General features: G+C 66.0%; 17 protein-coding genes and 1 pseudogene. 12 read left to right on the plus strand and 6 right to left on the minus strand.

The window, feature by feature from the left end; genetic code table 11:
- The first annotated feature begins 10 nt into the window (after positions 1-10).
- From PSV26_RS04990 to lipA, 6 genes and pseudogenes are all read left to right on the plus strand, one after another.
- Positions 11-259 carry a BolA/IbaG family iron-sulfur metabolism protein gene (locus PSV26_RS04990; protein ID WP_300568478.1) on the plus strand — a complete coding sequence of 83 codons (249 nt, stop codon included), beginning with the start codon at positions 11-13 and terminating at the stop codon, positions 257-259.
- 14 nt (positions 260-273) lie between these two features.
- On the plus strand, positions 274-594 hold the full coding sequence (gene grxD / locus PSV26_RS04995) for a Grx4 family monothiol glutaredoxin (RefSeq protein WP_300568479.1): 321 nt from the start codon (positions 274-276) through the stop codon (positions 592-594).
- A 61-nt stretch (positions 595-655) separates the two neighbouring features.
- A complete protein-coding gene (locus tag PSV26_RS05000; protein WP_300568480.1) occupies positions 656-1,216 on the plus strand; it encodes a NifU family protein in 561 nt (186 codons plus the stop codon).
- Positions 1,217-1,308: 92 nt separating this feature from the next.
- The gene (locus PSV26_RS05005; protein WP_300568481.1) at positions 1,309-2,556 is read left to right on the plus strand and encodes a P-loop NTPase; all 1,248 of its coding nucleotides are present in this window, start codon (positions 1,309-1,311) and stop codon (positions 2,554-2,556) included.
- Positions 2,549-3,211 carry a NifU family protein gene (locus PSV26_RS05010; RefSeq protein WP_300568482.1) on the plus strand — a complete coding sequence of 221 codons (663 nt, stop codon included), beginning with the start codon at positions 2,549-2,551 and terminating at the stop codon, positions 3,209-3,211. Before PSV26_RS05005 ends, PSV26_RS05010 begins: the two co-directional genes overlap by 8 nt.
- 141 nt (positions 3,212-3,352) lie before the next feature.
- Positions 3,353-4,267 (plus strand): annotated as a pseudogene (gene lipA / locus PSV26_RS05015) (lipoyl synthase); the annotation flags it as partial.
- Between the two features lie 205 nt (positions 4,268-4,472).
- On the opposite strand, the gene PSV26_RS05020 reads toward lipA, so the two are convergent.
- Positions 4,473-5,369: a DMT family transporter gene (locus PSV26_RS05020; RefSeq protein WP_300568483.1), complete on the minus strand. Its 897-nt coding sequence runs from the start codon at positions 5,367-5,369 to the stop codon at positions 4,473-4,475.
- A gap of 28 nt (positions 5,370-5,397) precedes the next feature.
- A complete protein-coding gene (locus tag PSV26_RS05025; protein WP_300515702.1) occupies positions 5,398-5,916 on the minus strand; it encodes a flavin reductase family protein in 519 nt (172 codons plus the stop codon).
- Between the two features lie 73 nt (positions 5,917-5,989).
- Here PSV26_RS05025 and PSV26_RS05030 point away from each other — a divergent pair, with 73 nt between their 5' ends.
- Positions 5,990-6,841 (plus strand): M14 family murein peptide amidase A, encoded by an 852-nt coding sequence (locus PSV26_RS05030; protein WP_300515704.1) that lies wholly within the window; start codon positions 5,990-5,992, stop codon positions 6,839-6,841.
- Between the two features lie 126 nt (positions 6,842-6,967).
- Here the strand turns inward: PSV26_RS05030 and PSV26_RS05035 are convergent, their stop codons facing one another.
- Complete coding sequence (locus PSV26_RS05035; protein ID WP_300568625.1) at positions 6,968-7,204, minus strand: hypothetical protein; 237 nt, start codon at positions 7,202-7,204, stop codon at positions 6,968-6,970.
- A gap of 357 nt (positions 7,205-7,561) precedes the next feature.
- On the opposite strand from PSV26_RS05035, the gene PSV26_RS05040 reads away from it, so the two are divergent.
- The gene (locus PSV26_RS05040) at positions 7,562-11,632 is read left to right on the plus strand and encodes a PAS domain S-box protein (RefSeq protein WP_300568484.1); all 4,071 of its coding nucleotides are present in this window, start codon (positions 7,562-7,564) and stop codon (positions 11,630-11,632) included.
- On the opposite strand, the gene PSV26_RS05045 is transcribed toward PSV26_RS05040, so the two are convergent.
- Entirely contained in the window at positions 11,584-12,180 is a 597-nt protein-coding gene (locus tag PSV26_RS05045) for a hypothetical protein (RefSeq protein ID WP_300515710.1), read from the minus strand. The genes PSV26_RS05040 and PSV26_RS05045 overlap by 49 nt on opposite strands.
- 300 nt (positions 12,181-12,480) lie before the next feature.
- Here PSV26_RS05045 and PSV26_RS05050 point away from each other — a divergent pair, with 300 nt between their 5' ends.
- Positions 12,481-13,056, plus strand: coding sequence for a TetR/AcrR family transcriptional regulator (locus tag PSV26_RS05050; protein WP_300568628.1), 576 nt, complete (start codon positions 12,481-12,483; stop codon positions 13,054-13,056).
- Positions 13,057-13,276: 220 nt separating this feature from the next.
- Entirely contained in the window at positions 13,277-15,892 is a 2,616-nt protein-coding gene (locus tag PSV26_RS05055) for a CHASE domain-containing protein (RefSeq protein WP_300568485.1), read from the plus strand.
- 63 nt (positions 15,893-15,955) lie between these two features.
- Here PSV26_RS05055 and PSV26_RS05060 read toward each other — a convergent pair whose 3' ends face one another.
- The gene (locus PSV26_RS05060) at positions 15,956-16,801 is read right to left on the minus strand and encodes a metallophosphoesterase (RefSeq protein WP_300515717.1); all 846 of its coding nucleotides are present in this window, start codon (positions 16,799-16,801) and stop codon (positions 15,956-15,958) included.
- Positions 16,802-17,025: 224 nt separating this feature from the next.
- Between PSV26_RS05060 and PSV26_RS05065 the strand changes: the two genes are divergently transcribed.
- On the plus strand, positions 17,026-17,202 hold the full coding sequence (locus PSV26_RS05065; protein ID WP_300515720.1) for a hypothetical protein: 177 nt from the start codon (positions 17,026-17,028) through the stop codon (positions 17,200-17,202).
- Between the two features lie 69 nt (positions 17,203-17,271).
- Here the strand turns inward: PSV26_RS05065 and PSV26_RS05070 are convergent, their stop codons facing one another.
- Positions 17,272-18,228, minus strand: coding sequence for a LysR family transcriptional regulator (locus tag PSV26_RS05070; protein ID WP_300568486.1), 957 nt, complete (start codon positions 18,226-18,228; stop codon positions 17,272-17,274).
- A gap of 155 nt (positions 18,229-18,383) precedes the next feature.
- Between PSV26_RS05070 and PSV26_RS05075 the strand changes: the two genes are divergently transcribed.
- Complete coding sequence (locus tag PSV26_RS05075) at positions 18,384-18,920, plus strand: hypothetical protein (RefSeq protein WP_300515725.1); 537 nt, start codon at positions 18,384-18,386, stop codon at positions 18,918-18,920.
- The last annotated feature ends 43 nt before the right edge of the window (positions 18,921-18,963 follow it).

Consider the following 18,963-nt stretch of genomic DNA (forward strand, 5'->3'; position numbering starts at 1 on the left):
AAAGGACTCCATGCTGACTGCCCATGAACTGAAAAACTACATCGTCAACGGCCTGGCCTGCGACCACGCGGAGGTGCGGGGCGATGACGGCCAGCACTTCGAGGCCGTGGTCGTGAGCCCGCTCTTTACGGGAAAAACCCGGGTGCAGCAGCACCAGCAGGTCTACCAGGCGCTGGGTGATCGCATGCGCTCGGAAATCCACGCGCTGTCGCTGCAAACCTTCACGCCCGAGGCCTGGGCGAAATCAATCCCTCAATAACTCTGGAACCCCTCATGAACGTTCAAGAAAAAATTCACGCGCAGGTCAACGCCAACACCGTGGTGCTCTACATGAAGGGCACGCCGCAGTTCCCGCAGTGCGGCTTTTCAGGCGCCACGGTGCAGATGCTCCAGGCCTGCGGGCTGCGGGACTTCGCCGCCGTCGACGTGCTGGCCGACCCGGAGATACGGGCCGGCATCAAGGCCTATGCCAACTGGCCGACGATTCCGCAGCTCTACGTCAACGGCGAGCTGGTGGGTGGCGCCGACATCGTGCGCGAGCTGTACGAGCTGGGCGAACTCCAGGCGCTGGTCAACCCGGCAGGGACGCCCTGACCTTGACCTTGAAACTGCGCCCGCGCGGCCCCGCCAGGCGCTCATTTTTCAGGAGGCTTGAATGCCGAAAATTGCCGAAATTGACGACACCCCGAACCCGAATGCGGTCAAGTTCACGCTCCACGAGCCGTTGACCTGGGGGGTTTCGCATTCCTACGAGAACGCAGCGCAGGCCAGTGACGACGCGCTGGCCTCGGCGCTGTTCGCTATTCCCCATGTCAGCAACGTGTTCTACGTGGACCGCTGGCTCACGGTGACGCAAGACGGCGGCGCCGACTGGCCCGAACTGGTGCGGCTGATTGCTGTGCCGCTGCGCGCCGCACCGGCAGCGGCCGCACAGTCGGCCGCCGCCGTGTTTGCGGCGCGCGCGTCCATCGACGACATGAGCGAGGAGGACCAGGCGCGGCTCGACGTGATCAGCGAGCTGCTGGACCAGCGCATCCGGCCGTCACTCCAGGCTGACGGTGGCGACCTGCATGTGGTCGGGCTGGCTGGCAACTACCTCAGCATCCACTACCAGGGCGCCTGCGGCAGCTGCCCGAGCTCGATCTCGGGCACGCTGGCCGCCATCGAGAACCTGGTGCGCACGATCGAGCCGGACCTGGCCGTGGTCGCGGTCTAGCCTGCGGCCGCGACAGTCCGGCAGCCCACGACACGACATGCCGTGCCATGACCGTCCTTCAACCCCGAACCCACAAGGCAAGAAACACCGCCATGCAAACCACTGCCCCCGCACAACAGCCCACGCCAGGCGCGTTACCCCAGCCGGCCGCCGGCTCCGGGAAACTGCCGGGCATCCGTCACCTGATCGCGGTCGGCAGCGGCAAGGGCGGCGTCGGCAAATCCACGGTGAGCGTCAACCTGGCGCTTGCGCTGGCGCAGCGCGGGGCGCGTGTCGGGCTGGTGGACGCCGACATCCTGGGCCCCAGCATCCCCGGCATGCTGGGCATCCCGACCGGAGAGCCGCCCGAGATGACGGCAGACAGCCGGATGATCCCGGCCCAGCGCTACGGCCTGAAGGTCGTGTCCATGGGCATGCTGACCGGCGACGACCAGCCGGCCGTCCTGCGCGGACCGATGGTTGGAAAGTACCTCAAGATGTTTGTCGCTGGCGTGCAGTGGGGTGAGCTGAACTACCTGATCCTGGACCTGCCGCCCGGCACCGGCGACACCCAGCTGACGCTGGCGCAGAGCCTGCCGCTGTCGGGCGTGGTGATCGTGACGACGCCCCAGGCCGTGAGCCTGAAGATCGCTCGCCGGGGCTTGCGCATGTTTGAGAAAGTGCAGGTCCCGATTCTCGGCATCGTCGAGAACATGCGAACCTTCACCTGCCCGCACTGCGGCGAGACCACGGATATCTTCCGGCACGGCGGCGGCGAGCAGATGAGCCAGGAGCTCGGCGTGCCGTTCCTTGGTGCGCTGCCCCTGGATGCCGAGGTGGTGACCTGTGGTGACGAGGGCTGCCCGATCGTCGTTGACCAGCCGAAGTCGGCCAGTGCCCGCGTCTATGGCGCCATCGCCGGCGCGCTGGTGGCTCAGCTCGACACCGCGAACACCGGGCTCAAGCCCTTTGCCTGGAACTGGGACAGCAACGCGGGCGCGCCGGCATGGACGGAAGCCGCCGTGCAGCCGTCTGGCGCGCGCAATATCCCGGTCGGCCTGCTGCGCCGTGATCCGCGCACCTTGTCGCTGCTGTGGCAGGACGGCCATCGCGACGACCTGGATGTTCGCGACCTGCGCCTGGCCTGCCGCTGCGCCCTTTGCGTCGAGGAGATGAGCGGGCGCCCGTTGCTCGACCCCCGCACCGTGCGGGCGGATGTGAGCCCGCGCCGGATCGTCAGCATCGGCAACTACGCGATCCAGTTCGACTGGAGCGACGGCCACAGCAGCGGGATCTATGCCTTCAACGACCTGCGGGACCTCGGCGAGCACGCTGCCCTGCAAGGCGCCGAAGATGTCTGACGCCCCGGCGCCGGCCCTGGCGTGGGTGGATCAGCCGGTCAGCATTCGCGCCGAGGCTTCGCTCGCCGACCCCGACAGCTACAGGTTCATTGTGAGTTGCAGCCTGCATCCGGGCGGGCCCTGGTTTTTTGCCAGCCCGGAAGCGGCTGCCGGCTCGCCGCTGGGCGAGCGGCTGTTTGCGCTCGGCGGCGTGGCCAGCGTGCTGATGGCCGGCAACGTGGTCACCATCGGCAAGGCGCCGGGCGCCGCCTGGACCGGACTCAAGGCGGCCATCGGCGCGGCCCTGCGCGCGCAGCTGCTCAGCGGCCTGCCGGCGATTCTGGAGACGGCAGCCCCCGGCGGCGCGCCAGCCAGGTCAGACGCGGAGTTGGGTGCGGCGGTTCAGGAACTGCTGGACCGGGAGGTCAACCGCTCCATCGCCAGCCACGGCGGCAAGATTTCGCTGCTGGACGTGCAGGGCGGCCGGCTGTTCATCACCATGAGCGGCGGCTGCCAGGGCTGCGCCTCGTCGCAGGTCACGCTGCGCCAGGGCTTTGAAGTCATGGTCAAAAGGGTGGCGCCTGAAATCACGGCCATTGTCGATGCGACCGACCACGCAGCGGGTAAGCAGCCGTTCTACCCCCGGGCCGCGCCCGGTGTGCCGTCGGCCGCCTGATGGCCGCCCGCAGGCGGACCCCTATTTCAATCGCTGTATCAGTGCCCTGCACGTGACAACGCTAACCAGAACCCCTGCACCATGACCCTTGAGACCATCCGCTTCAGAAGCATCGTGTCGGTGCTGCCGCAGGCCGTTGGCATGTCCGGCCGGCCGGACCAGCAACGCGCCAGCCTCAAGACCAAGCGGGAACTGGCCGACCCCGATGACCGCCTGCCCAAGCCCGACTGGATCCGTGTCAAGGCGGCGATTCCCACGGGCCGATTTCGCGAGACCAAGGACATCGTGCGCGACCACCAGCTGGTCACCGTGTGCGAAGAAGCCTGTTGCCCCAACATTGGCGAGTGCTGGAGCAAGGGCACGGCGACCTTCATGATCATGGGCGACAAATGCACGCGCCGCTGCCGCTTTTGCAACGTCAGCACGGGCCGGCCGGACCCGCTGGACCAGGACGAGCCGGAGCGCCTGGCCCAGACCGTTGCGCTGATGAAACTCAACTACGTCGTCATCACCTCGGTGGACCGCGACGATTTGCGCGACGGGGGCGCCAGCCATTTTGTGCAGTGCATCCAGCGCATACGCGGGCTGGCGCCGGCCACCAACATCGAGATCCTGACGCCCGACTTTGGCGGGCGGCTGGACCTGGCGCTGGACATTCTGGGCGCCGCGCCGCCGGACGTGCTGAACCACAACATCGAGACCGTGCCGCGCCTGTACAAGGAGGCGCGGCCCGGCGCGGATTTCCAGAACACGCTGAACCTGCTGCAGCGCTTCAAGGACCGGCATCCGGCCATCCCGACCAAGTCCGGCCTGATGGGGGGGTTGGGCGAGACCGACGACGAAATTCTGGAGGTGCTGCGCGCGCTGCGAGCCCACCGCGTGGACATGCTGACCATCGGCCAGTACCTGCAGCCGTCCGGCGGCCACATGCCGGTGCGCCGCTATGTGCATCCGGACAGCTTCAAGCGTTATGCGGACGCCGCCTACGCGATGGGCTTTGTGCATGCCGCCTCGGGTCCGCTGGTGCGCAGCTCCTACCATGCCGACCAGCAGGCGCTTGCAGCCGGCGTGTTTTCAGTCCCGTCCCGCAACGCCTGTTGCCGCGCCAGGGCCGCCACAAGCCGCAGACTATCGGCTGGGGCACTGTGTTGGGGAACACCGGTTCTTGCACGGCGTGAGAGGCAACGCCGGCTATTGAGCCAGTTCGCTCGGCGCCGACCCGCCCGGCCAGGGCCGATTGCGTGGCCGCGTCGGACCCATCTCAGCTGCCGGGCTTGCGATTGACCAGCACGATGCCCGCCGCCACCAGCACCAGCGCCGCCAGCAGGCTGGGCGTGACGGTTTCCTGCAGCCACAGCGCCCCAAACAGCAAGGCAAACAGCGGTGTGAGAAACACAAACACCGAGATTTTGGTGGCCGGGTAATGCCCCAGCATCCACATCCAGGCCAGGTAGCTGGCGAAAGCACCGATCACCGTCTGCAACAACAGCGATGTGATGGCAAACGGGCTGAGGGTCCAGACCCATGGCTCTCCGAGCGCCAGCGACAGCACGGGCAAGGCCACGGTGCTGACCGCCACTTGGTAGAACAGCAGCTTTTCGGCGGACACCCGGCTCAGTGACGACGCGCGAATGACCACCGTGGTCAGCCCCCAGAACATGCCGGCGGCCAGCGCCAGCAGGTCGCCCGCCCAGGTGGACGCGGCTCCAGCGCTGAAACCTTCGCGCAGCGCAAAAACCACCGCTGCAAAAGCGCAGGCCAGGCCCGCCCACTGCAGGGTGCGCAGCTTCTCGGAGGCCACCCACAGCGGCAGCAAAATGGCCACCCAGAAGGGCGAGGTGTAGAGAAACACCGTCAGGCGCGAGGCGCTGGTGTACTGCAGGCCCACATACAGGCAGGCGAACTCGACGGCGAACAGGGCGCCGGCCAGCAACCCCGCGCCCAGTGTGCCGTCGCCGGAAAACAGCCGGACGCCGCGCCAGGCGCACCACAGCCACAGCAGCAAGGTGGCGCCGGCAAAACGGATGGACGCCTGAAACACCGGCGGCAGCTCGACCAGTGTGGCCTTGACCAGCACCTGCTGGAAACCCCAGAACAGGCAGCAGGCCAGCAGCAGGGAAATGGCGAGGGTGTCGAGATGGGTCTTGCGTGGCGTCATGCGTTCCGGAGGGTTATAGCCGGGGCTGTCAAAGCGGGTGCTCGGTATAAAACTTGCCACCGTGAAACAGCAGCGGCGCCGCGCCGGCTCGGTGGGCGCAGCGTTCGACCTCGCCGACAAAAATCACATGGTCGCCTTCGTCGTAGCGGCTGCGGTTGAAACACTCAAAGGTGGCCGCCGCACCCGCCAGCAGCGGCGAGCCACTGGCACCTTCGGTCCAGGCGACGCCGTCCCAGCGGCCTTCGCGCTGCGCCGCAAAACGCTCGGCCAGTGCTTTCTGGTCGGCCGCCAGAATGTTGATGGCGTAGTGCGAGCCGGTGCTCAGTGCGGGCATGGAGCCGGCCGCTTGCGCCAGGCTCCAGAGCACCAGCGGCGGCTCCAGCGAAACAGAGTTGAAGGAGTTGGCCGTCAGCCCGACCAGCTCGCCGCTGGCTGCACGCGCGGTGACAATCGTGACCCCGGTGGCAAACATGCCGAGGCAGGCACGAAACTCGCGCGGTGAAAAACTGGGGCGGCTGGCCCGGCGCAAGGCAATGGGAAGCGTCATGGGGGTAATTTACCCGAATGCCACGGGCCGTGATGGTGCCCAGGCCGTCGGGCGCCGCGCGTAAAATCGGGGCATGCGCTTGACCTGTACCGTCGCCCTCCTGACAGCTTCTTTTTTGATAGCGGCTGGCGCACAGGCTGCGGGGCCTTGTGATGATTTTGTTCGCAAACTGCCGAATCTCAAGCGCAGCCTCTGCGAGGCCGCCCGGCTGCAGCCCACGGCCGCCCGCTCGGTCAGGGGGCAGACCCTGTGGATGCGCGATGTCAAGCCCGAGGATGTTCGCCAGCGCGTGTTGGTGCTGGGCGCGATTCATGGCGATGAGCTGTCGTCGGCCTCGGTGGCCCTGCACTGGATCCGCCTGGCCGAGGAGACCACGGCGCCCTGGTCGCAGGCCATCCACTGGCGTTTCATTCCGGCCCTCAATCCCGACGGGCTGCTGGCCAGCCCGCCGCAGCGCGTCAACGCCAACGGCGTCGATCTGAACCGCAACTTTCCCACGCCCTTCTGGGAGCGCGACGCCAAGGTGTACTGGGAAAAACGCACCCGCAAGGACCCGCGCCGCTGGCCGGGCACCAAGCCGCTGTCCGAGCCGGAGTCGCGCTTCCTGTACCAGGAAATGCAGAGCTTCAAGCCCCACCTGATCGTCAGCATCCATGCGCCCTACGGCGTGCTTGACTTCGACGGGCCGTCGGTCCCGCCGTCCAGACTGGGGCGGCTGTACCTGGACCAGGTCGGCATCTTCCCCGGCTCGCTGGGCAACTACGGCGGTGTCCACAAGGGGGTGCCGGTGGTCACCATTGAACTGCCCAACGCGATGCGCACACCACTGGACGCCGAAATGCGCCAGATGTGGCTGGACCTGCTGCGCTGGATGACCGAGCGTGTGCCTGCGGGCGCCCCCGAGCCGTCGTCCCGCACACCCTGACGCACCACGGCCGCGTTCCGCCGGCTCGTCGCCCTTGGGTTGGATGTAAAAAGAAGCTGCAGCCCTTTTCCATTGTGCGTCAATAGCTATCAAATTAGTAGCAATCGACTGCCGAGGGGCGCTGTTTTACCGTTTGAGCCGGTCGTAGGTCTTGTCCATGGGAACACTATTGCCGGTGTCCTGCAGGCCCCGGCGCAGGTCCCGGCTGGCTTGCTGCACTTGCGGATCGGGCGGTGTATCGGTCATGTCGACGGACTGGTCACGTTCATGCGGCAGCGCCAGGCTGGCTTCGTCCGAGGCATCGCTGGGCGTTTCCGCGCGGCCGGGCCGCGGGCGTCCCGGTGCCGGGGTCTTGACCGGCATGCCTTCGCTCTGGCCGGGTTGGTCGCTGGCCTGCTTCCGCGCGGGTGGCGCAGGCTGGCTGGGCTGGGAGGTCTGGTCGGTCTGGTGGGGTAAAGGGCGGGCCACGAGCGTTCTTCCTGTAAGGGCAAGGGGTTCAGCGCCCCACTGTGCTGCCTTGGCCGGGGTGAATTTGTCGGTCTTATGAGCCTCCGGATGTAGGAGGACGGCGGTCGCTTGCCCGACGGGTGGTCATCGCCAGGTCAAAGTACTACGATGGTGCCGGGGTTTCAAAGTGCCGGTTTTGTAACAACCGTGGACCATGCGCGGTGAATAATGGCCCGCGCCGACCCCTGCAAGCGCAAGGCGCAAAGGAATGGCATGCTGAGTTCGCTGGGTCTTCGCACCCGTCTGCTGGTGTTGATCGTGGTGGCCTTGCTGCCGGTGCTGGCCCTGTTTGCCTGGGTCGCAGCCGACAAGCAGAGCGATGCCCTGAAGCTTGCGCGCTCCACACTGCAGTCCCAGGCGCTGCTGGCCGCCGCCAGCCAGCAGTCGCAGGTGGAGGCGATCAAACAGCTTCTGGGCGATCTGGCCAGCGCGCCGTCCATCAAGGGCCGGCTGCCGGGGCTGTGCAGCGAGTACCTTCGCAATTTGCATGCGGTGCACCCGCAATACACCGATCTGGGCGTGGTGAACCTTGACGGCACCGTGTTGTGCCACTCCGACGCGAGCGTCGTGGGCGCCGATGCCAGCGCCCGTCCATTTTTCAAACGTGTCCTCGCCAGCCGCCAGTTTTCGATCGGTGACTACGGGACCGGGAGGCGCAGTGGTCAGGCAGGCGTCGGTTTTGCGGCGCCCGTGCAGGACAACGCCGGGGCGCTGAGCGGGATGGTGTTTGCCGCACTTGGTGTGCAGGCTTTTGCCCCCCTGCTGGTGCAGGAGATGCCCACGCCTGGCGCCAGCATGGTGCTGACCGACCGTCAGGGCACCATCCTGGCCACCCAGCCAGCCATGCCCGGCGCGGTGGGCAGTCTGCAGAAAGATGCGAGCATCCGGGCCTTTTTGCAGGCCCCGCGCGCCGGCATCGTGGAGGCACGGGATGGTGACGGGGAGCAGCGCGTTTACGCCTTCGCCCCGGTCAGTGGTCCGGCGGCCGGCGCGCTGTTTGTGGCCGTCAGCATGACGCGCGCGCGGATTTCCGCCGAACCGACGGAGGTGCTGGCGCTGGAGCTGGCGGTCTTGCTGGCTGCTGTCATGACTGGCATGGCCTGCGCCTGGGTCATGGGCAAGCGCCTGATCGTCAACCCGGCCAGCGCCATGCTGCGCGAAGCCGACGAACTGGCCAGCGGCAACCTCGCGGCTCGCATTGAGCTCGGCCCGCTCTACCAGGGAGAGCTCGGGCACCTGGCACAAACCTTCAACCGCATGGCCGAATCGCTGGAGCGGAGCCACCACCAGCGCGACGCGTCGCTGGCCCGCATCGGCAAGGAGCGCGGCATGCTGGACATGATCATCAACAGCATGAGTGAAGGGGTGCTGGCGGTCGATGTCGAAGGCCGCTTTCTGCTGTTCAATGCGGCGGCGAAGAGGTTTTTTCCAGTCGACGCTGCGGGGATGTCACTGGCAGACTGGCGCGCGGACCACGAGGTGGTGCTGCTGGACGGCAAAACGGTATGTGCGCCGCACAATCGGCCGCTGAGCCGGGCCATTCGCGGCGAGAGCGTCGACAACTGGGATGTCCTGCTGCGCCGGCCTGGCGTCAGGGACCATGTGCTGCGCAACAACGTCCGTCCCCTGCATGACGAGGCGGGACAGCTGGTGGGCGGGCTGGTGGTGTTTTCCGATATCACCGAGCGAAAATTCACCGAGGAGTTTCTCCGCGACCAGGAGCAGGTGCTGGAGCTGATAGCCTACGGCGTGTCCCTGCCGCAGGCCCTTGAAGCCATTGTGGGCCTGATCGAGGGCCGTTCCGCCAATAGCCTGTGTTCCATTTTGCTGCGCGAGGGCCCGCGTTTGCGCCATGGCGCGGCGCCCAGCCTGCCGGCGGCCTTCAACCGGCAGATTGACGGGCTGGAAATCGGCGAAGACGCTGGCGCGTGCGGGACGGCCGCGTTCCGGAAAAAACCGGTCGTGGTGGAGCATTTCGCCAGTGATCCGCTGATGCGCAACTACCGCGAGCTCGGACGCGAATTCGACCTGCAGTCGTGCTGGTCCACGCCGGTGCTTTCTGCGGCGGGCGAGGTCCTGGCCACCTTCGCCATCTACCATCACACCCCGTACACGCCCCGGGCGGCGGACCAGGCCCTGGTGGACACGGCCGTGCGGCTGGCGCGCATTGCGATCGAACGCGCGCGCGCCGAGGCGGCACTGCTGGGCAGCGAGGCGCGCTTTCGCGAACTTGCCGAGAACATCAAGGACGTGTTTTACAACCGCGACTTTGCCACCGGACGTTTTCTCTATATCAGCCCGGCCTATGAGACCTTGTGGCGGCGTCGCCGGGAGGAGCTGTACGCAACTCCCGAAGCCTACCGCGAGTCCATCCATCCTGACGACCGGGAGGTGGAAGCGCAGACCAAACACCTTCAGGCCACAGGCGCCACCACCGACCTGGAATACCGGATTGTTCGCCCGGATGGCGAGGTCCGCTGGATTCGCGACCGTTCCTACCCGGTCCTCAACGAAGCCGGCGCGGTGGAACGCATTGTCGGCATCGCGCGTGACGTGACCGGCCGCAAACGTGCCGACCGTGAGCTGGCACGCACCAACCGGGCGCTGCAGATGCTCAGTCGCTGCAACCAGGCACTGACCCGCATTGACGACGAAGCCGAGCTGTTGCTGCAGGTGTGCCAGCTGGCGGTGGAAGTGGGCGGCTACCGGATGGCGTGGGTCGGGTATGCGCAGGACGACGCAGACCGCACCATCAAGCCCATGGCCCACGCGGGCCAGGAAGAGGGCTACCTGGCCAGGGTCAGGCTGACCTGGGATGCCGACCAGCCCACGGGGCGAGGGCCCGCGGGCCAGACCATACGCAGCGGGCAAGCCAGTGTCAGTGAAAACATTGCGCAGGGGGCCAACCAGTTTTACTGGAGCGAGGAAGCGGCAGAGCAGGGCTACCGCAGCGCGGTGTTCCTGCCGCTGTGTGATACCCATCGTGCATTCGGCTTGCTGGGCCTGTATTCGGAATCGCTTGAAAAGCTGGCCCCTGAGGAGATCCGGCTGCTGCAGGACATGGCCGACAACCTCGCGTTTGGCATTGGCAGCCTGCGCGCCCGGCTGGAGCGCCAACGCAGCCAGGAGGCGGTGCGGCTCGCGGCCGCCCAGGTGCGCGAGCAGGCTTCGCTGCTGGACCGGGCGCAGGACGCCATCATGGTTCGCAACCTGGACAGAACCCTTCGTTTCTGGAACAAGGGCGCGGAGCGCCTTTACGGCTGGACCTCTGACGAGGTGCTCGGCAAAACCATGGACCAGCTGATGTACCGCGACCCGCAGGTGCTGGTTGACGCCATGAACCAGACCCTGGCCAATGACGGGGACTGGACCGGGGAGATGGAGCAGGTGGCGCGGGACGGCACGACAGTCAGCATTGAGGCGCGCTGGACGGTGGTGCGCGACGAGCAGGGCCAGGTCAACGGCGTGCTGGGCATCAACACCGATATCCGCGAGCGCAAGCGGGCGCGCGAGGAAATCCTGCAACTCAATGCCAGTCTGGAAGACCGGGTTCAGCAGCGCACCGGCCAGCTCGAGTTTGCCAACAAGCAGCTTGAGGCCTTTTCCTATTCGGTGTCGCACGACCTGCGCACGCCGCTCAGTTCCATCGGGGGGTTCAGCAACCTGCTGGCCCGGGAGCTGGAGGACGGCGCGGCGGGTGAACGCAGCAGGCACTACCTGGCCCGCATACGTGCCGGCGTGGCGCAGATGGGCGAGCTGATCGACGCGCTGCTGTCACTGGCCCAGGTCTCGCGTACCAGCCTGCGCTGGGAGAGCGTCAACCTGAGCGCCATGGCGCAGAAGATACTGGAGGGTTGCCGCGAGCGTGAGCCTCACCGCACGGCCGTGCTCGACATCCAGCCCGAATTGATGGTCCAGGGTGATGCACGCCTGCTGCTGCAGGTACTGGACAACCTGCTGGGCAACGCCTGGAAGTTCAGCAGCCAGCAAGCGCAAACCCTGATCGAGTTCAGGCGCGAGCAAGGCCCTGGCGGTGAGGTCGTGTACGTGGTGCGGGACAACGGCGCGGGGTTTGACATGGCCTATTCAGAAAAGCTGTTCGGCGCTTTCGAGCGGCTGCACAACGTCGCGGAGTTTGCCGGAACCGGCATTGGCCTGGCGACGGTGCACAGAATCATCACGCGTCACGGTGGGCGGGTGTGGGCCGAATCCGCGCCGGGGCGCGGCGCTGCGTTCTACTTCACCCTGGGCGACGCCCCTGCCGGGGGGCTGGACGACGCCTGAGGGCGGTCTGGCTGCAAGGTCTCACGCAGCTTGTCCGCCTTGTCGGCGTCGAATGCGCCTTCGGCGCGGGCCAGCACGTCGCCCTGCCGGTTGATCACCACCGCATAAACCTCGTCGGTTCCGCGCAGGCCGGCGGAGCGGACAAAACGCTCTCGGTCGGTGAATACCGGCATCAGTCTCGTGCGCTCGGTGTCCGCCGGGTAGTTGCGCAGGAGTTTGGTCTCAATGGCGCTGCGAGCGGCGGTGTTGCCCGGGTCGTCGAGAACCGGCATGCGCAGCCAGGTGATCGAGGGATCGGCATGCAGGTTCAGGCCCTGGATCCAGCTGTCAATGTGGGCGCGCTGGCTGCTGCGAAAAGTGATGAGGGCCAGTGTCCGCTCGGCCGGCAGGCCGCCAGGCACCGCCATGGTCTGCTGGGCCAGGGTGCGTGCCATGAACGAGGGCAGCTGGCCCATGACACTGTTGTCATTGGGCGCTGCCAGCGCCAGGGCCAGTGCGGCAGAGACGGCCAGCAACCAGGCCACAGAGCCGGTCCAGGTGGTTTTCATGGTCTCGTGCTCCATCAGGAAGAAACAGGATGCCAGTGCCACACGGCATCAGCCACGCAAGGCAAGAGTAGGCAAGAGAATGCAAGATACATGCGCGCCACCCGAAGAGGCGCAACGATTGGGAATAAAGTGTCAGAAACTGTAAGGTTCAATTGTGACTGTACGGTAGAAAATAGATCAGTCACTCCCGATTCAGACGAGAGCGGCTAAAATATCGACATGACTACCTCTTCTACCGCGTCGGCCGTCAAGGCAAGGCCCGCTGCGCATGGCGGCCCCAAAATCTCTTTCAAGGCGCAAATGCTGGCGGCCCGCGAGGATGCCATTGTGAAGGCGGTCAACCGGCTGCTGGCGGAAAAGGGCTTTGACCTGATGACGGTGGACGAGGTGGCTGCCGATGTGGGCATTGCCAAGGCCAGCCTTTACAAGCATTTCCCCAGCAAGGAAGACCTCGCTGCAGCGGCCATGGTGCGCGTGGTGGGGCTGGCGCAGGCCTTTCTGGCCAGCCTGCCCCCGGACGCCCAGCCCCTGGCGCAGCTCAAGGCGATGGTGCGCTGGATGCTGCAGCTTCAGCTGGCCGGAGAAATGCCCTCACTGCCGCACCAGAACTCGAGCCTGCGCACCACGCTGATGAACAACAAGGCCTACCTCGACGGGCTGGTGCGTATCAGCGACCAGATTGGTGGCTGGATAGAACGGGCGCAGAAAGACGGCTCCCTGAGCACCAGCATTCCGCCGATTCTGGTGCTCTACACCTTGTATGCCCGGGCCTGCGACCCGGTGCTGGAGTTCCTGCGGGCCGGCGGTCAGCACAGTGATGAAGACATCATGGAGCTGGTGATTCGCACCTGCTTCGAGGGACTCTGCTCGCGCTAGGCACTGCAAAGCCGGCGGCCCCCCGGTGTTCGCAAAAGCCGGAATTTGAATTACATTGTGTAGTCCTTTGGTGTCTACTGTCCCTGTGGGTCAGCCTTCCGGTAAAAGGCAACTCGCTTCAACCCATGAGGTCGTCCGCTTTGCGCATCAACCCGCCCCAGCCGGCGCCTGACGTGGCCGTGCCGCACGACCGCGTCTCACAGGTGGTGCCGTACCGGCCATGACGCGTCAACTGGCGCCCTCGGACCCGCAGTCCGTCCGAAGCCAGCACCTGGCGATGGCCATGGCGGCGCTGGCCCTGGTGCTTGGCCTGCTTTTCACCGGCGTGGGCGTTTCCTTGTTGAACAACACGTTCCGGAGCCAGGCGAAGGAGCGTTTCGACCAGTTGGCAGACCGTGTCCAGAACGATGTGCAGGACCGCCTGAACGCCCCGCTGCGTGGTCTGCGCGGCGCCGCCGGGGTCTATGCGGCCAGCAACTCGGTCGAGCGGGGAGAGTTCCGCGCCTATGTGCAGTTCAGCGAACTGGGGCGCGACTTTCCGGGCGTGAGCGGCTTTGGCTTCATGGCCCGGGTCCTGCGGGATGACCTGGACCGCTTTGTCGCCGCCGAACGCGCCGACGACGAGCCGGCTTTCGCCGTCAGCACCATGCCCGGCTCGCCAACCACCAGCATGGCGACCGACCTGTATGTGGTGAAGTTCATGGAACCGCAGGCCCGCAACCAGGCGGTTCTGGGCCTGGACGTGGGGGCGGACCCTGTCCGGCGCGAGGCCATCGAACGTGCCGTGGCGACGGGCGAGCCCACCCTGACCAGAAAAACCATCCTCGTGCAGGATCCGCAGCAAAGGCCGGGATGGGTTTACCTTTTGCCGGTTTACCGCGCGGGTGGTGACATCTCCACGCCGGCGCAACGCCAGGCGCTCCTGATTGGCGTGCTGTTTGCGCCCATGGTGGTCAACGAGGTGTTGCAAGGGGCGGTCGAGGCCACCCAGGGGCAGGCGTATTTTGAGCTCTTTGACGCGGAACAGGTGAACGCCCAGACGCTGGTTTACGACCAGAGCCGGCATCTGGCGGCAGTCCGGGGCGAGTCTGCGCCGAACGACGCTGCCGGACGTCTTTTCAGCACCTTCCGGCCGGTGTCGGCTGGCGGGCGCACCTTGACCTTGCGGGTCAGCACCACGCCTGCGTTTGAAGCCGAGGCAGGCAGCCTCATGCCTGTCTTGCTGGGGCTGAGCGGGGTGTTGCTGAGCCTGCTGCTGGCCTTGTGCATCTGGCTGCTCGGCAGCAGCCGGGCCCGCGCGCTGTCTGTGGCCCAGCGCATGACACTGGACCTGGCCCGCGAGCAGCAGCGTCTGCTCAGCATTGTGGAGGGGACCAATGTCGGCACCTGGGAGTGGAATCTGCAGACGGGGGAAGCCCGCTTCGACGAACGCTGGGCGGCCATCAGCGGCCGCGCGCTCGACGAGTTGCGCCCCCTGAACATCCAGACCTGGCGCTCCCTGACGCATCCCGGGGACCTGCTCCACGCCGATCGGCTGCTTGAGCAGCACTTTGACGGCAGGACGCCCTACTTTGACTGCGAGGTGCGACTGCGCCACAAGGACGGCCGCTGGATCTGGGTGCTGTTGCGCGGCCGCGTCTGCGCATGGGTGGGCAACCGCCAGCCGGCGCTGATGGCGGGCACCTTGATGGACATCACCGAACGCCAGACCGCCCAGCTGGCCCTGCGCAACAGCGAGGAGCACTTCCGCCAGCTGTTCGAAACCAGCCTCGAATGCATTTTGCAGACCCGACCGGATGGACGGGTGCTCAATGCCAACCCCGCCGCCTGCGAGCTGTTTGGCATGAGCGTGGAGGAGTTGCGCGAGCGCAGCCGGGGCGGGCTGGTGGACCCTGGCGACGCACGTTTGCAGGCGCTGCTCGATGAACGCCAACGCGAAGGCAAGGCGCGCGGGGAGCTGCGCATGGTGCGCGGCGACGGGACGACCTTCGAGTGCGAGCTGTCGTCGTCGATCTTCCTGGATTCGAACAACGTGCCCTGCGCCAACATTGTCTTGCGCGACATCACCGCCCGCAAGCGTTCGGAAGCAGGCATCGCACGGCTCAACGCCGAGCTGGAGCAGCGGGTGGGGCGGCGGACCGCCCAGCTCGAGGCGTCCAACCGGGATCTGCAGGAATTTGCCCACTCGGTGGCCCATGACCTGCGTCAGCCCTTTATTGCGATTGGCGGCTTCAGTGGCCTGCTCGAGCGCCGGGTGACGGACGACCGCGCCAGGCATTACATCGACCGCATCAAGGCCGGCGTCAGGCAGGCCGGGGAGCTGACCGAAGCCCTGCTGGCGCTGGCCAACCTGTCGCGCGTGCAACTGCGTGTGCAGATGGTGGATCTCAGCGCCGTCGCGCACAGTGTGATGGGCGCCCTGCAACAGGAAGACCCTGCGCGCGCGCGCCGCATCAGCATCGAGGAGGGCCTGGTGGTGCAGGCCGACGCGATGCTGCTGCGGCTGGTGATGCAGGAGCTGCTGGGCAATGCCTGGAAATTCACATCGCGGCAGCAGCACACCGAGATCAGTTTTGGCCGGCAGTCCGCGCCAGCGGGCGACGGGCAAGCCGTCTACGTGGTCTGCGACAACGGTGAGGGTTTTGACATGGCCCATGTCGACAAGCTGTTTCGCAGCTTCCAACGTCTGCACGCTCCGCAGGATTTTCCCGGCGCGGGCGTGGGGCTGGCCAACATCCAGCGCATCATTGCGCGCCATGGCGGGCAGATCTGGGCAGAGTCGGCCCGTGGCGCGGGCGCCCGCTTCTTCTTCACGCTGGGCAGCCCCGCGGCGTAAGTTGTTTGCAGGAGGGCGCTATGTTTTATATAGCTGGGTACGCCCGCCACATATGGGCTAAGCCTAGATTTTTATCAATAAATCGGGCTTGAATCCGTCCTGTTCACCCTTGCGGGCGTAACCCAGCGGATTGGCCACCACCCGGCAGCCGTTTTTGACGTAGTCGTTGGGGCAATGCAGGTGACCGTGCAGCCACAGCTGCGCCTGTGCCAGCAGATCGTCCAGCGCATTGCAGAACCCCGCCGTGCCGGGCGCCAGGCCGTAGCGCGGGTCGCCGCTGAGCAGGCTGGGCGCAAAGTGCGTGACGACCACGGTCGGGCCGTCGAACGGGATCGCCAGCGCCTGCCGCAGCCAGGCCTGGCTTTGCAGCCCGAGTTCGCGTACGGCATCGGCCAGCATGGGCTGGCCGTCCCGGAAGGCGTGGTTTTTGCGAAGGTAGAAATTGGCGGCGCGAAAGGCCTTGTCACGCGCCTTCAGGACCTCGTCTGGGGTCAGGCTGCCGCCAGTCGCCTGCGCCGCCGTCAGTGCGTCAAAGTCGGTCCACAGGGTACAGCCGACAAAACGGACGCCTTGCCACTCAATCGCCTGGCGCTCCAGCCAGACCAGGCCCAGCCGCTCACAGGTCTCGCGCAGGCGTGTGTGGGTACTCTCAAAGTCCTGTCCGTCGTACTCGTGGTTGCCCGGCAGAAAAAAAACCGGCGTGGGCCATGCCGCGCCGCGCTGCGCCACCGGCAGGGGAGAAAAGCGGGCGAGGCCGAAGTCGCTGTCGTGCAGCTCTTCCAGCAGCGATCCCGGCTGGTAGGAGCCGATATCACCTGCCAGCACCAGCAGGTCAGCACCGGGGGCGGGTTGGGCCGGGAAATGCGGGTTGGATTCAAGGTGCAGGTCGGACAGAAGCTGGATGTTCACCTCACCGATTGTGCAGGAAGCCGGAGTCGGCAAGGGTCGGCGGCGTCTTGTCTGTCCGGGGATAGTCCACGGGCGCCGGAGGGCGGAAAGCCCTGCCCATGCCAGCTGGCAGGCTAACTATGCGTTCTGTGCATGGATATTGGCCCATACCGGGCTTGTAAACCTAGGGAAAACCCTTAATGTGGAGGTATCGCAATTTTCCGCCGCTGATTGGCGCCCATGACATGTACACGCTTCTTTCGCAGGTCTTCCGTTTTCTTCCTTTCCCCAGCGCCGTGGCGCCGGTTCACGGGGTGGCCCACAACCTGATGGAGCGTGCCGAAGCCCGTGCCGGACGCAACCCGCAGCAGGCCCTGGAGCTGCGCCGTGCGGCGCGCGCTTACCTCAGCGTGGTGCGCTAACGATTCCTGAAGCTTGATGCCGGCCCGGGTGCCCGCGAGGCCCGACCGTTGCTGCCTCGTTCGGCGGCGTCAGCCTGAAAAGGCCTTGTCGGCGGCCCGCACCAGTGCCTGGCGCAGCCAGACATGGGCGCCATGCTGCTGGGAGCGGCGGTGCCACACCGCATCGACGTGCACCGGGGACACGTCAAAGGGCAGCGGCCGCAGCACCAGTTGTTCGGCGATGCCGGTGACCCGCACAAAGTGGCGGGGCAGCACGGTGAGCAGATTGGAGTTGGCGACCACCCGGCCGGCGGTGAAGAACTGGTTGACGGTCAGCACCACCTTGCGTTCGCGGCCCAGCGACGCCAGTGACTCATCAATGAACCCGTAGGCGCGGCCGGAAAAACTCACCAGCATGTGGCGCGCTGCGCAAAACCGGTTCAGTGTGAAAGGGCCGCTGGCCAGCGGGTGGCCGGCGCGCATCACGCACACATATTCGCCGTCATACAGCCGCTGGTGCAGGAAAGGCATGACCTCGCCGCTCTGGGCACGGGCCGTCAGGTCCGCCAGCACGGCGGGAAAGTAGCCGATCGCCAGATCGCAGGCTTCCTCGTCCAGGAGTTTGCGCGGATCGCGTGTCGTCAGCGGCACCACGCGGATGGACACCCCCGACGCCTCATGCTCCATGATGTCCACCAGTCCGGGTATCAGCTCGGCGGCAGTTGCGTCGGCCATGGCCAGCACAAAGGTGGAACGGGCTTCGCCGGGCACGAAGGTGCTGGGAATGAGCGACTCCTGCAACTGTTGCAGCGCTTCGCGCACGGCCGGCCAGATCGCGAGCGCGCGGGGCGTGGGCGCCATGCCCTGGCCACTGCGCTGTACCAGCTCGTCGCCCAGCGTTTCGCGCAGGCGGCGCAGCGCATTGCTGACGGCCGGCTGTGTCAACGACAAGTTGCGTGCCGCCCGTGTCAGGCTGCGTTCGGCCATGACCTCGTCAAACACGCGAAGCAGGTTCAGGTCGAGGGTGCGGAAGTTCGGTGGGTTCACGAGGTAAGCCTGCGTCGGTCTCATGTCGTCGAAGTTATCACCTTAGTGAATATATCTAATCACAAAGATAAAGTTGAATAACACTAGTGTTAACCCTAATATCTCCTTGTGCCCAAGCCAATACCGGCCATGGTGCACTCATCAGGGGAACCATCATGACCAGCTTTGTCAACATCAACTATCCCGCCGAACATCCCGGTGTGGTCCGCTTTGAGTCTGCGGTGGGCGCGGCCCGTGAGCTGCGCAAAGGCTTTGACAGTACGCGTGGCCTCGCGGGCCTGTTGCTGGCGGCCATCGTGGCGGCCATGGTGGTGGTGGCCGACCAGCTTGTCGAGAACTGGGCTGAGGGCCACTTGCTGGTAGTCTGGGTCGCCATGTGGGCGGTCGCTTTCTCCGTCATGGCCCTGTTTGCGGGGACGGCCCGCCAGTTGGCGGCGCGAGTGCTGACCGCACTAGATGCCTGGTCCAGCGCCATTGCCCAGGCACGTGCCGATGTCCGGCTGTGGGAAGCAGCCAAGGCGGATCCCCGTGTGATGGCCGACCTGCAGGGCGCCATGGCGCGTCAGGAAAACATGGATGAAGCGGCCTCCCTGCCTTCCGTCGCGGTCGCCGCAGCGGTCAAAGTGCGGGAAGCCAAGCCGATCGACCTTGGCAGCCGCGTGCTGCGCGCTTACCCCAGCTACTACATTTAAGGGGTCAGGCTCGTTCACCGCGCCTGCGTTGCCGCGAAAAAAA

The organism is Polaromonas sp. (genome assembly GCF_029945685.1).
Classification (GTDB): domain Bacteria; phylum Pseudomonadota; class Gammaproteobacteria; order Burkholderiales; family Burkholderiaceae_C; genus Polaromonas.